The sequence below is a fragment of the Microbacterium sp. LWH11-1.2 genome (assembly GCF_038397745.1).
Classification (GTDB): Bacteria; Actinomycetota; Actinomycetes; order Actinomycetales; family Microbacteriaceae; genus Microbacterium.
Window position 1 is genome coordinate 3,617,628 of sequence record NZ_CP151636.1, and the last position, 13,048, is coordinate 3,630,675.

A 13,048-nucleotide genomic window follows, 5' to 3' on the forward strand; every position below is an offset into this window, starting at 1 on the left:
AGAATTCCAGTGATGAGCACCCCGCAGATCGACGTCGTCATTCCCGTGCACTCCGCCACCCGTCCCGTGGATCGCGCCGTGCGGTCCGTCCTCGACGGGACGAGCGCGGACGTGCGCGTCAACGTCGTGGCGCACAACATCGACCCGGCCGTGATCGCGTCGAACCTGGGCACGCTGCTGTCGGACGCCCGCGTGCGCCTGCTCCCGTTCGAGGACGGCATCCGCTCCCCTGCGGGGCCCATGAACCACGGCATCGATCAGGCGACCGCCCCCTTCCTCTCCGTGATGGGATCGGACGACGAACTCGCTCCTGGGGCCATCGACTCGTGGCTGCGCCTGCAGGCGGAGACCGGTGCGACGACGGTTCTCGCGCGCATCCGCATCGTCGGGCGCGGAAGCGATCCGTATCCTCCGGTGCGCAACGGTCGGCGTCAGCGGGAACTCGACGCCAGGAAGGATCGGCTGACCTACCGCTCCGCGCCGCTCGGCGTTGTCGACCGGCAGCGGTTCGCCGACCTCCGCTTCACCGAAGGACTGCCGTCCGGCGAGGACCTCGCGTACACCGCCACGCTGTGGTTCACCGGTCAGCACATCGCCTATGACATGACGGGGCCCGCCTACCTCGTGCACGATGACGCCGACGACCGGGTCACCTTCTCGAGCAGAGACGTCGCCGCGGACTTCGCGTTCCTCGACGCCATCGAGACCGCCCCCTGGTATCCCCGCCTCCGTCGCGCCGAGCGCCGGGCACTCGCGATCAAGATCCTGCGGGTGCACCTGTTCGATGCGATCCTCGCGCGCGCGAACGCGCCGGAAGGACTCGGCGCGCACCGGCTCGACCTGATCGCCGTGATCGAGCGCCTGGAGCGGATGGCCCCCGGAGTGCTGCGGCTCCTCGCGAGGGTCGACCGCCAGGTGATCGACGAGCTCCAGGTGAACGAGCCGGAGAAGGCGCGGATCCTCCACCTCCTCGACGCGCGGTGGAACTATCGCACGATCGGCGCGCTCACGCCCAGGAATCCGTTCCTCGCCCTGCACGGGCAGGCGCCGTTCCGCACCCTGTTCGCGGGGCTGCGCTCGATGAGCGCAGCCTGACCGCAGTCCCCGACCCGATTCGACTCAGTCGAGGTCTCGGGCGAGCCCGGCGAGCACGACCTGCTCGGCGAAGTCCGGAAGCATCGAGGCCACCTCCAGGAACGTGCCGGAGGCGGCGATCACGCCCTCGTCGACGTAGCAGATCCGGTCGTAGTCCTTGATCGTCGAGAGGCGGTGCGCCACCGAGATCAGCGTGACCTCACCCTGCAGCGCGCGGATCGACTTCGTGACCTCGTCCTCGGTCTTGGTGTCGAGCGAGCTGGTCGCCTCGTCTAGCACGAGCACGAGAGGATCGGTGTAGAGCGCGCGTGCGATGCCGAGGCGCTGCTGCTGACCGCCGGACAGCGATACGCCGCGCTCCCCGATGCGCTCGTGCATGCCGCCGGGCCGAGAGCGGATCAGCGGTCCGAGCTGTGCGCGCTCCAGCGCGTTGAGAACCCGTTCCTCGTCGACTTCCTCGGTCCAGGTGAGAGCGACGTTCTGCGCGATGCTGCCGTCGAACAGCGCGACGCGCTGCGGGACGTAGCCGACGCGGCCGCGCCACTGCTTGAGCACCGATCTGAGCGGCGCGCCGTCGATCGAGATCTCTCCTCGGGAGGCCTGGCTCAGGCCGAGCAGCAGGTCGATCAGCGTGGACTTGCCGGCTCCAGACGGCCCGACGATTCCGAGCGAGCTGCCGAGCGGGATGTCGAGGGACATTCCGCGGATGACGTCCTCGGTGGCGCCCGGGTAGCGGAATCGCACATCGTCGAGACGGAGCTCCCGCGGGTTCTCCGAGAGGATCGCGGTGTCCGCCGGGGTCGTGGAGGTCTCCATGTCCTTCTCGGCCGACATGAGGTCGCCGATGACATCGAGAGCCGAGGGCGTGCTCGCCACCGCCTGCACGATGCCGCCCTGGATGCCCGTGATCGCCGGGATCAGCCGGAATCCGGTGGCGGCGAACAGCGCGACGGACGACAGCGCGGCCGTGAGGCCGCCCTGCCAGAACGAGAACCCGCCGATGAGGATGACACCGCCGATCAGCGCGGCCTCGAACGCGAAGCCGGGGATGATGCCGAGGAACGAGCCGTTGGCCCGCGCACGCACAGACCGGCTGCGGTTCGCGGTGACGAGGTCGGAGACCTCGGAGAGACGGTTGCGGAGGCTCAGCTCCTTGAGCGCCTCGATCATCTCCGTCATCAGGATGGCGACCCGGTAGCTGTACGTGAGGTTGACCTGCGCGGCCTCGAGCGACCGCTTGGTGACGACCTGGTGCACGATGAGCGCCACGAGCCCCAGGTAGCCGAAGGCGATGATGGCCGTCCAGGGGTCGGCCACGAGAAGCACTGCGATGATCAGCACGAACGTGAAGATCATGCTCGGAACGCGCATCAGCGGCAGCAGGAACCCCGCCATCGTGTTGGCGATGCCGGCATCCGCGATGCGGGTGATCTCGGCGACGGAGCGCTTCGAGCGCTCCTCCCAGCTCGAGTTGATGTACGCGTTGAACATCCGATCGCCGATCTCCAGCTCGTACTGGGCGAAACGGCGCGTGGCGAACCAGTGCAGCGTGACAGAGAGCACGGACTTGAGGATGATCAGGACGCAGGCGGCGAGAGCGAGCAGCGGCATCATCTCGGCCGACACCTCGCCGATGATGGGCAGCGACAGGGTTCCGCCCGAGAGAGCGGGACCGATGATGAGCGCCAGCAGCGACATCGCGATGACGTCGAGTGCGGTGATCACGGTCGTCGCGACCATGTAGCCGGCGAAGTAACGCCGTGCGCCTTCGGGCAGCAGCGGAAGGAGGTCCTTCAGGACCGGCCAGATTCTCTTCATACGCTCCGCTGCTCAGAAAGTGGTCGACACGCCGGTGGCGGCCGAGGTGACCGCACCCTCGACGACGGCGAGGGTGTGCAGACCCTGCTCCATGGTCACGAGGTCGCTCGGCTTGCCCAGGACGGCATCGCGGAACGCCTCGTGCTCCACCTTGAGCGGCTCGCGCTTCGCGTAGGAGTACCGGGTGATGTCCCCCTCCGAGACGCCGCGGAACGACGAGATCGAGTCCCACTCGAGCGGGATCGTGCCGTTGGCGTAGAAGGTGAGGTCGCCGGTCGCGGTGTCCGCGATGAACGTGCCGCGTTCGCCGGTGACGACGGTGACGCGCTCCTTCATCGGCGAGAGCCAGTTGACGAGGTGGTTCACGATCACACCGTTCGCCAGGCGACCGGTGACGGTGATCATGTCCTCGAACTCGCGGCCGCTGCGGTGCGCCGTCTGCGCGAACACGGTCCGGTACTCGCTCTGGGCGACCCAGCTGGTCAGGTCGATGTCGTGGGAGGCCAGGTCCTTGGCGACGCCGACATCGGCGATGCGCGCGGGGAACGTGCTCTGACGACGAGTGGCGATCTGGAACACGTCTCCGAGCTCACCTGCCTCCAGGCGGCGGCGCATCTCCTGCAGAGCGGGGTTGAAGCGCTCGACGTGACCGACGGCGCCGATGAGGCCCCGTGATGCGAAGGCATCGGTCATCCGACGCCCCGCCTCGACGTTGTGGGCGATCGGCTTCTCGACGAGCGTGTGCACGCCGGCCTCGGCCAGCTTGAGCGCCGCGTCCTCGTGGAAGCGGGTCGGCACGGCGACCACGGCGATGTCGATTCCGGCCGCGATGAGCGCGTCGATGTCGGGGAGGACCTCGAGTCCGCCGGCGACACCGTGGGGGTCTCCCCCGGGATCGGCGATGGCGACGAGGTCGACGCCGTCGACGTCGCGCAGCACGCGGGCGTGGTGGCGACCCATCATCCCGACGCCGAGAAGACCGGCACGCAGATCGGCCATCAGGCGCCCGCTCCTGCGACGGTGTTGACGGCGGCGACGATGCGCTCGAGGTCGTCCTGGCTCAGCGACGGGTGCACGGGCAGCGAGGCGACCTCGCGGGCTGCGCGCTCGGTCTCCGGCAGGTCGAGCCCCGGAGCGAAGTGCGTCAGCGAGGGCAGACGGTGGTTCGGGATCGGGTAGTAGACACCGGCGCCCACGTTGTGCTCGCTCTTGAGCGCGGCGACGAAGCCGTCGCGGTCCTCGGGGACGCGGATCGTGTACTGGTGGTACACGTGCACGGCGCCGTCGGCGACGGGCGGCACGATGACGCCCTGGAGGTTCGCGTCGAGGAACGCCGCGTTCGCCTGACGGGTCTTCGTCCAGGCGTCGACCTTCGTGAGCTGCACGCGACCGATCGCCGCGTGGATGTCGGTCATGCGGGCGTTGAAGCCGATGACCTCGTTCTCGTACTGTCGCTCCATGCCCTGGTTGCGCAGAAGCTTGACCTGGCGGGCGATCTCGTCGGTCGCCGTCGTGACCATGCCGCCTTCGCCGCTGGTCATGTTCTTCGTCGGGTAGAGGCTGAACATCGCGAACTCGCCGAACGAGCCGACCGGGCGGCCGTCGAGCGATGCGCCGTGCGCCTGGGCCGCGTCCTCGTAGAGGGCGACGCCGCGCTCGGCGGCGAGCTTCTCGAGCTCGCGCATGCGTGCGGGGTGGCCGTACAGGTGCACGGGCAGGATGCCCTTGGTCTTCGGGGTGATCGCCGCGGCGACGGCCTCGGGGTCGAGCGTGAACGTGTCGGGCTCGATGTCGACGAAGACGGGGGTCCCCCCGGTGAGCGCGACGGAGTTGCCCGTCGCCGCGAAGGTGAAGGAGGGCACGATGACCTCGTCGCCCGCGCCGACGCCGGCGGCGAGAAGACCGAGGTGGAGACCCGCCGTGCCGGAGTTCACCGCGACGGAGGGGCGCCCCGGCACGAAGTGCGCCGAGAACTCGCTCTCGAACGCCGCGACCTCGGGCCCCTGAGCGATCATGCCGCTGCGCATCACGCGATCGACAGCAGCGCGCTCTTCATCTCCGATGATCGGCTTTGCGGGGGGAATGAACTCGCTCACACGGTCTCCTTGATCAGTGTTCCGTCAGTCTCGATGTAGTGCGCACCCGTGGAGGGGCACACCCAGGTCTTCTCGTCCTCGCCGGCGACGAGGGGGACGCCGGACTCTCCCACCCAGCCGATGCGGCGGGCGGGGACGCCCGCGACGAGGGCGTAGGCCGGCACGTCCTTGACGACCACGGCGCCGGCGGCGACGGTGGCCCAGGCGCCGATGGTCACGGGGGCGACGCAGGTCGCACGGGCGCCGATGGCCGCGCCGCGCTCGATCGTCACGCCGACCGGCTCCCAGTCGTGCGCGCTCTTGATCGTGCCGTCGGCGTTGATCGCCCGCGGGTACGTGTCATTGGTCAGCACGACGGCCGGTCCGATGAAGACGCCGTCGCCGAGCTTCGCCGGCTCGTAGACGAGGGCGTAGTTCTGCACCTTGCAGTTGTCGCCCATGATCACGCCGGTGCCGATGTAGGCCCCGCGACCGACGATGCAGTTCTCTCCGAGCTGCGCGTCCTCGCGCACCTGTGCCAGATGCCAGATGGAGCTTCCTGCACCGATCTTCGCCTCAGGGGACACATCGGCCGAATCGACGATCCGGACATCGGTCGGTGAGGGCATACGGGTTCTCCTCGTACGTGTTGAAGGGGACTCGGTCATCCTATCTGTTCACCCAGTCGTTTCCTGAGAGGATAGGAGGGTGATCAACCCAGTCAGCCCCGATCCGCATACCTGGGTCGTCGTCCCGCTGTTCAACGAGGCGACCGTCATCTCGGGGGTGATCGCGACGCTTCTCCCCCATTTCCCGAACGTCGTGTGCATCGACGACGGCTCCACCGACGGCTCCCTCGAGGAGGCGCGCGCGGCCGGTGCCCACATCGTGGAGCACCCGATCAACCTCGGTCAGGGCGCCGCACTGCAGACGGGCATCGACTACTCGCTCTCGCAGCCCGGATGCGAGTACATCGTGACCTTCGACGCCGACGGCCAGCACCGCGTCGACGATGCGATCGCCATGGTCGCCGCGGCCCGCGAGACCGGCGCCGCGATCGTCTTCGGCTCCCGGTTCCTCGACGACCGCACGAACCCCGGCTGGATGAAGCGCGTCATCCTCAAGACCGCGGTCTGGGTGACCAACCTCACCACCAGCGTCAAGCTCACCGACGCGCACAACGGCCTGCGGGTCATCCGCGCCGACGCCGCGAGCCGGATCTCGCTGAAGCAGGACCGGATGGCTCATGCCACCGAGATCGTGCTGCAGCTCGGACACACCGGACTCCCGTGGATCGAGCATCCGGTCGAGCTCCTGTACACCGACTACTCGAAGTCGAAGGGTCAGTCGGTGCTCAACTCCGTCAACATCCTCGTCGACCTGATCGTGAGGTAACGCCATGTGGATCCAGATCGTCCTCATCGTCGGCGTCGTCGCCATCGGCGCCGTCTTCATGCGTCGCACCGGCGCCGACAGCCATCTCGCCATCCGCCGCCTGCTCTTCGGCGTGTTCGTGCTCGTCGCGATCGTGTCGATCCTGTTCCCGCAGTGGCTGACGTGGGTCGCCAACCTCGTCGGGGTCGGCCGCGGCACCGACCTGCTGCTCTACGCCCTTGTGCTGATGTTCCTGGTGTTCGTCTACACGCAGTCGCGTCGGAACGCCGCCCAGCAGCGTCGACTCACGCTGCTGGCGCGCAAGCTCGCCCTGCTCCAGGCGTCGAGCCCGTCGGAGCAGCCCGACGAGTCGGATGCCGGGCAGCCGGAGAGCCGCTAGTCGCAGGCGGTGATCCGCCAGAGGCTCGCTTCTCCCTCACGGGCGACCTCGTCGAAACCGGGCTGCCCCTCGAACCCGGTCATCCCCGGCATCAGGTACTCGCCGGGCCCCGTGCCGCCGATGCCGAAGTCGAGCACGTACTCGGGGGCGCCGTAGGCGGCGAGGGCCTCGCAGACCGCGGGGTCGTCCCCGGCATCGCGGAGACCGACCGCGAGCGTGTCCCATGCCTGCGACTGCGGCGGCGACCATGTGCGCGGGATGATGTCGCGGTCCCCGAGCACGTACGCGAATGCGGCGCCGGTCGAGGGGTTCGCGATGATCACGGCATCCTCGGGGATCAGATCGGGGAGCTCGCGCAGGAGCGCGTACTCGTCGGTCGAGAGGTAGCTGTCCGCGTCCATCGCGTAGCGCGACTGCTCGTCCGTCTCGGCCGCGACGCGCAGCAGGACGACCGGTGCGATGATCACGCCGATGACGCCCACCACGGCGATGACGGCCATCGAGATGACCGTCAGCGGAGTGCGGGCGAGCACGCTGACGTCCGACCACCGGCGGGCGACGACGCGGATGACCGTGGCGAGCCCGACGGCTGCGAGCGGCACCACGATCAGCGGCACGACGGCAGCGAGACGGAAGGAGTCGCCGTACCACGGTCCCGTCAGCACGCGCTTGACCACCGGGAGGTCCGTGGCCACGCTGATCACGTAGAGCAGCGAGATACCGGCCCAGGCGACGACCAGCCAGCGCAGGCGCGGCGCGCGCACGGCGATCACGAGCCCGACGATGAGCAGCGCGCTCATCCCCCATGCCGGCGGGAGCAGCGAGTGGCTGTTCAGGATGACATCGACCAGGGCCCCCGGGATCCCCCGGTACGACCGCCAGAGCACGTGCCCGGCGAGGTAGGCCAGCGCGAGCCAGACCGCCACGACCGCTGCCCATCCGCCGAGGAGCACCACCAGCGATCGGCGACGGAAGACACGGTCGGCCGTGCGATAGCGGCGCAGGACGGTCCCGGTGAGCCACAGCATCACCAGCACGCCCCAGACGAGGACCGACGACGGCTGCGACAGGGTCGTCGCGGCCACGGCGAGCACGGCGGCGACCGCGATGCCGATCGCGCGGCGAGCCTTCTCGCCGGGCGCCGCACCCATCCAGATCCGCACGACGTCGATCGTGAGCGCCGCAGCGGCTGGGATCACGGCGAGCGAGAGCGCGTACGGATAGAGGACTCCCCACTCGAACATCAGCTGCGGGAAGGCGAGCAGGCCCGCCGACAGCGCCGCAGCCAGCGCGGTGACCGCACGGTTGCCGTTGCTCACCACCCGGGCGAAGAGCGCGATCGCGAGCGGCCACATCACCGCCGCGATCACCAGCGACACCATGTTGGCGGCGACCGGGATCTGGGCGACGTCGAGCGCGACGAGCGATGTGACGGCGTGCCACGCCGCGGGGTAGAAGGTCGTGCCGCCGATCAGACCGGACACGTCGAGCGAGGACGCGGTCCCCGTCTCGGATATCCACCGCAGCACGTTCAGGTGGAACACGGCGTCGTTCGTCTGGGAGAGCGCTCCCGGCAAGCCGACGTACGTCATCAGACGGGCGGCGTTGAGGGCACCTCCGACGACGAGGCCGGCGAACAGCAGCAGGTTCGGCACGCGCGACCGCGGTCGCGGCAGAGACAGTCGACCTCCCGTCGATCCGCGTCCGCGGCCGACGAGCAGCGAGAGCGCGTACAGCAGCGCGCCGATGACGACGACGCCGACGCCGACGCTCAGATGACCCCAGCGGATGCCGAGGAACGAGTACACGATCGCCAGCACGGCCAGCAGGCCGACGGAGATGCCCGGGGCGGCCGCCCACAGGACCAGACCGCGCAGCCGCAGCGCCAGGCCGAGGAGCAGACCGGGGAGGAACACCACGGCCAGAGCGAGGGCGAAGAGCCCCGTATGCGCCAGCCAGTCGGTGATCATTCGTCGACCAGCGCGATCGCGCCCTCGATCTCGCCGTCGTAGACGACCTCGCCCTTGTTGATCACCACGCCTCTGGTGCAGAGCTCTCGGACCATCTCCATGTCGTGGCTGACCACGACGAGCGTCTTCTTCTGTGCGATCAGCTCGCCGAACTTCTGGCGGCACTTCTCACGGAAGGGGGCGTCGCCGACCGAGAGGATCTCGTCGACCAGCAGCACGTCGAGCTCCACGTGGATCGCCACCGAGAAGGCGAGCCTCATGAACATCCCCGAGGAGTAGTGCTTGACCTCCTGATCGATGAACTGCTCGATCTCGCTGAACGCGACGATCTCGTCGTAGCGCTCCTCGACCTCCTTGCGTTGCATCCCGAGGATGGCCGCATTGAGGAAGACGTTCTCACGACCGGAGAGCTCCGGGTGGAAGCCTGCCCCGACCTCGATGAGACCGGCGACCCGACCGCGAGTGAGCACCTCGCCGGCATCGGGCTCCATGACGCCGGAGATCAGCTTCAGGAGCGTCGACTTCCCCGAGCCGTTCAGGCCGAGGATGGCGACGGACTCTCCCTCGTTGATCACGAGGTCGAGTCCCTTGAGCGCCTCGAAGGTGCTGCTCGTCTTCCGACGACGGATCCAGGCCACGACGGTGTCCTTGAAGGAGAGCGCGTGGTTCAGGGTGAAGTTCTTGCGGACACCGTCGACGACGATGCTCGGGCGCGAAGCGGTTGCAGTGCTCATAGGTCCTGGGCGAACTTTCCCTCGAGACGGCGGAAGACGAGCTGACCGAGCAGCAGAGTGCCGACCGCGATCAGGAACGTCCAGAGCGTGTTCCACGCGAGGTCGGGCGGGAGTGCCAACGTGGTGTCGGTGACCGGCCGCCAGAAGGCGTAGTGGAACAGCTCGACGCCCTGCGTGATCGGATTCAGCAGGTAGATGTCGACCAGCCAGTCCGGCCACCCCAGCTTGTCCATCGCCTCCTGCACCATCGTCCAGGCGTACAGCACCGGCGATGCCCAGGTGGCGAGGAGCAGCAGGAGCTCGACGATGTTCTCCGCGTCGCGGAACCGCACGTTGAGCGCGCCGAAGAAGAGCCCGATACCGAGCGCGAACAGCGACACGATGATCATCGCGGCCAGTGCGGCGAGCACGCCGAGGATCGAGACGCTGGGGATCCACCCCATGAACAGGCACACGATGAGCAGCAGGGCGAGCTGCGGGAGGAAGTGGATGAAGGCGACGACCACCGAGGAGACGGCGAACAGCTGGCGCGGCAGGAACACCTTGCGCACCAGCGGCGCGTTGTTCACGATCGACGTGGTCGCGTTCTTGAACGCCTCGGAGAACAGGTTGATCACCACGATGCCGGAGAACAGGTACACCGGGTAGTTCGGGATGTCGCGGTTGAGGTTCAGGAAGAGTCCGAGCACCACCCAGAACACGAGGAACTGCGCTCCGGGTCGCACATACGACCAGGTCCAGCCCAGCACCGAGTTGCGGTAGCGGGTCGTGACTCCCGTTCGCACCAGCAGGTACAGGAGATAGCGCCAGCGCACGACATCGATGAGTCCTCGGCTGGTGCCGGGGGTATCGAACTCGGAACGCGGGACGACGGCGAAAAGATCTCGGGTATCTGTCACTGGCCCACTCATTCAGCTGCGGTGGCGGTCGCCACGACGCATCCCAGTATCCTATGGCACCCCTGGAAGCAGGCCGAGGACACCCCGAAGGGTGCCCTCGTGTCCTGAATCACGCCGGTCAGATGATCTGCTTCATGATCTGCCACCCCATGTTGATGCGGGTCGGATCGGCGGTCCAGCCGGCGCGGCCGTTGCCGCGGTAGATGTACATGTCGCCGGTCGTCGTGACCGCGAGCACGTCGCTGTTGCCGTCGCCGTTGAAGTCGCCCATGCTGAACACCGAGGCCATCCCGCCCCAGCCCTGTCCGATCGAGCGCGCGTTGCCCCAGTTGCCGTCGCCGGTGGTCGAGTAGAGCATCAGCACTCCCCCGGCGGTGCGACCCATCAGGTCGGCCTTGCCGTCGCCGTCGAAGTCGCCGACGCTGAAGAGATCCGTGAAGCTGGCCCAGCCCTGGCCGATCGTGGTCCCGAGACCGGCACCCCATCCCCCGGCGCCGTTCCCGCGGTAGAGCCGGAGGTCGCCCCTCGCGTCGACGACGAGCACATCCGGCGTCCGGTTCCCGTCGAAGTCGAGGCCGCCGACGATGCGGAGGAACGAGCCCCAACCGTTGCCGATGACGATGCGCGGGCCGAAGCCGCCGCCCGCCAGACCGGGGTGCAGATAGAAGATGCCGCCGGCGTCGATCTGACCGAGGTCGCTGAATCCGTCGCCGTTGAAGTCGCCCATCGGGGTCAGCCTGTCGGTCGCCGCCCAGGTGCTGGCCGGGCGCGCGATGCCGCCCCAGTTGCCGTTCCCGGTCGTGCCGTAGACGCGCACCTCGCCAGCCGTCGTCATCGCCACGATGTCGCGACCGGCCACGCCGTCGACGTTGCCCACACCGGCCGGGAGGGATCGCGGACCCCAGACCGCCGAGCCGGACACCGACGCGTTGACGGTCTGCCAGCCCAGGCCGATCGCGATGTCCGCACCGATCGCTCCGCCGCCTGCGCCGCGATAGAGGCGCAGCGTGCCGGACGAGTTGATCGTGAGGAGGTCGGAGACGCCGTCGCCGTTGAAGTCGCCGGTGTTGAAGATGTCGGTGAAGCCCTGCCACCCGTTCCCGATCTGCCTCGACGCCTTCCAGCCGCCGCTGCCGTTGCCGGAGTAGAGGTACAGGCGCCCTCCACCGTCTCGAGCGACGAGGTCGGGCCGGCCGTCGCCGTCGAAATCGCCGTTGCCGCTGATCAGGTTCATCGCGGACCATCCGGTTCCGACGACGCGTGGGGCGAGGAAGCCCCCGCGGTTGTCGCCCGCCCGGAGCATGAGACGGCCGGCGGAGTCCGTCGTGAAGAGATCGGGGACGCCGTCTCCGTCGAAGTCGCCGGCGGGTGTCGCCAGCAGCACTCCGGACCAGTCACCGGCCAGAGTGGTCGGCGCGGGCATCGTGGTCGTCCCGTTGCTCCGCACGACCTGCGCCGGGCCGGACGTCTTGATCGCGACGAAGTCGCGACGCCCGTCGCCGTCGAGGTCTCCGACGCCGAAGAACTTCTTGACCCCGGTCATCCCTCCGCCGACCTTGACACGATCGCCCCAGGCGCCGTTCAGGTACGGATAGCCGAAGACGTCCCCCGCGCCGTCGACGCCGAGCACGAACGAGCTCTGATCGATCGAGGACAGCGTCGGCGTCATCGAGGTCGGGACCTGCGTCGAGCCGAACCAGTCCGTGAAGTAGTTGTAGAAGTTGCGGTTGCCGTACGCGGAGCACGGGTCGCCGCTGTCGCCGTATCCGGCGTTGAGCGCGTTCTGATTCGGCTGGTACGGCGTGTAGTAGTAGAGCGCCGACGTGGCCTTGTTCGCGATGTAGACCGGCGAGGAACCGCACCCGGCGTTCGGGTTGTACTGGATGTTCCAGGTCCGGTACGGCGCGTACCACTGGAACCACTTGCCCTCCATGTAGATCTGCATCTGCCGCGCGGCACCGTAGATCTGGTGGAAGAAGCCGACGTACTGCGGATCGCACGGCGCGGTGTCGGGGCAGCCCTGTCCGAGGGCGATGTCGTAGCGCCACGCGCTCGGCCACGAGTGCGTGACGAGGCCCTGCTCCTTCTGGAGCATCACGATCAGCACCTGCGGGTTGATGTTGCACGACTGCGCCACGCGGTAGATGATGCGCGCCGCGGTCTCGTTCGCGGCCCCCGTGTATCCGTTGCAGTACGCGTCCGCCGGACGCGTCACGGACGAGATCGTGAAGTCCTTGAGGCAGACGATCCGTCGGCCGTCCTCGTCCGTGCCGCCCAGGCAGCGGGAGACCTTGCTGTTGAAGAAGGTCTGGATCTGCGCCTCGGTCATCGAGTTCTTGTTCGTGAACACGGCGTCGCTGATGAGATTGCCCGCGTTGAAGCCGACGAGCGTCGTCTTCGCCAGTCCGGCGGCGACGGGGTCGGCAGAGGCGTTCGCCGCAGTCGCGACGCTCGACGAGACGGATGCCGTGGCGGCGGTGGCGGGGACCACCGTGCCGACGATCAGGGCGGAGGCGGCGAGGAAACAGGTGAGGAGTCGGGTGATCCTCAGGGTGTTTCGCGAGCGTGGGGCACGTCGAGACATGTGACCAGTGTGACGGAAGTTACAGGATGATGCCACTGTTACTGAGAATCCGCTGTATGGATCGCGCGCGTCGCTCGCTGGTGCGAGCCGGCTTCCGCC

General features: G+C 68.2%; 11 protein-coding genes. 3 read left to right on the plus strand and 8 right to left on the minus strand.

Translation table 11 applies throughout. The features are described 5' to 3' along the window. The first annotated feature begins 12 nt into the window (after nt 1–12). Nucleotides 13–1,095: a glycosyltransferase gene (locus MRBLWH11_RS17740; protein WP_116636508.1), complete on the plus strand. Its 1,083-nt coding sequence runs from the start codon at nt 13–15 to the stop codon at nt 1,093–1,095. Nucleotides 1,096–1,119: 24 nt separating this feature from the next. Here the strand turns inward: MRBLWH11_RS17740 and MRBLWH11_RS17745 are convergent, their stop codons facing one another. The 4 genes from MRBLWH11_RS17745 to MRBLWH11_RS17760 are packed head-to-tail and all read right to left on the minus strand — an operon-like array spanning nt 1,120 to nt 5,617. Further along, the gene (locus tag MRBLWH11_RS17745) at nt 1,120–2,913 is read right to left on the minus strand and encodes an ABC transporter ATP-binding protein (RefSeq protein ID WP_116636509.1); all 1,794 of its coding nucleotides are present in this window, start codon (nt 2,911–2,913) and stop codon (nt 1,120–1,122) included. Nucleotides 2,914–2,925: 12 nt separating this feature from the next. Further along, entirely contained in the window at nt 2,926–3,912 is a 987-nt protein-coding gene (locus MRBLWH11_RS17750; RefSeq protein WP_116636510.1) for a Gfo/Idh/MocA family oxidoreductase, read from the minus strand. After that, nucleotides 3,912–5,009 (minus strand): DegT/DnrJ/EryC1/StrS family aminotransferase, encoded by a 1,098-nt coding sequence (locus MRBLWH11_RS17755; protein ID WP_341945776.1) that lies wholly within the window; start codon nt 5,007–5,009, stop codon nt 3,912–3,914. Before MRBLWH11_RS17755 ends, MRBLWH11_RS17750 begins: the two co-directional genes overlap by 1 nt. Next, entirely contained in the window at nt 5,006–5,617 is a 612-nt protein-coding gene (locus MRBLWH11_RS17760) for an acyltransferase (protein ID WP_341945777.1), read from the minus strand. Before MRBLWH11_RS17760 ends, MRBLWH11_RS17755 begins: the two co-directional genes overlap by 4 nt. Nucleotides 5,618–5,696: 79 nt before the next feature. Here MRBLWH11_RS17760 and MRBLWH11_RS17765 point away from each other — a divergent pair, with 79 nt between their 5' ends. Both MRBLWH11_RS17765 and MRBLWH11_RS17770 read left to right on the plus strand, forming a co-directional pair. Then, a complete protein-coding gene (locus MRBLWH11_RS17765) occupies nt 5,697–6,383 on the plus strand; it encodes a glycosyltransferase family 2 protein (RefSeq protein ID WP_116636513.1) in 687 nt (228 codons plus the stop codon). 4 nt (nt 6,384–6,387) lie between these two features. Further along, nucleotides 6,388–6,762, plus strand: coding sequence for a DUF2304 domain-containing protein (locus tag MRBLWH11_RS17770; RefSeq protein ID WP_116636514.1), 375 nt, complete (start codon nt 6,388–6,390; stop codon nt 6,760–6,762). On the opposite strand, the gene MRBLWH11_RS17775 is transcribed toward MRBLWH11_RS17770, so the two are convergent. From MRBLWH11_RS17775 to MRBLWH11_RS17790, 4 genes are all read right to left on the minus strand, one after another. Then, complete coding sequence (locus tag MRBLWH11_RS17775; protein ID WP_341945778.1) at nt 6,759–8,732, minus strand: DUF6541 family protein; 1,974 nt, start codon at nt 8,730–8,732, stop codon at nt 6,759–6,761. The two genes, MRBLWH11_RS17770 and MRBLWH11_RS17775, sit on opposite strands and share 4 nt — an antisense overlap. Beyond that, a complete protein-coding gene (locus MRBLWH11_RS17780) occupies nt 8,729–9,466 on the minus strand; it encodes an ABC transporter ATP-binding protein (protein ID WP_116636516.1) in 738 nt (245 codons plus the stop codon). Before MRBLWH11_RS17780 ends, MRBLWH11_RS17775 begins: the two co-directional genes overlap by 4 nt. Beyond that, complete coding sequence (locus MRBLWH11_RS17785; RefSeq protein ID WP_243408988.1) at nt 9,463–10,365, minus strand: ABC transporter permease; 903 nt, start codon at nt 10,363–10,365, stop codon at nt 9,463–9,465. Before MRBLWH11_RS17785 ends, MRBLWH11_RS17780 begins: the two co-directional genes overlap by 4 nt. 118 nt (nt 10,366–10,483) lie before the next feature. Beyond that, complete coding sequence (locus tag MRBLWH11_RS17790) at nt 10,484–12,949, minus strand: VCBS repeat-containing protein (protein WP_341945779.1); 2,466 nt, start codon at nt 12,947–12,949, stop codon at nt 10,484–10,486. Nucleotides 12,950–13,048 lie beyond the last annotated feature (99 nt).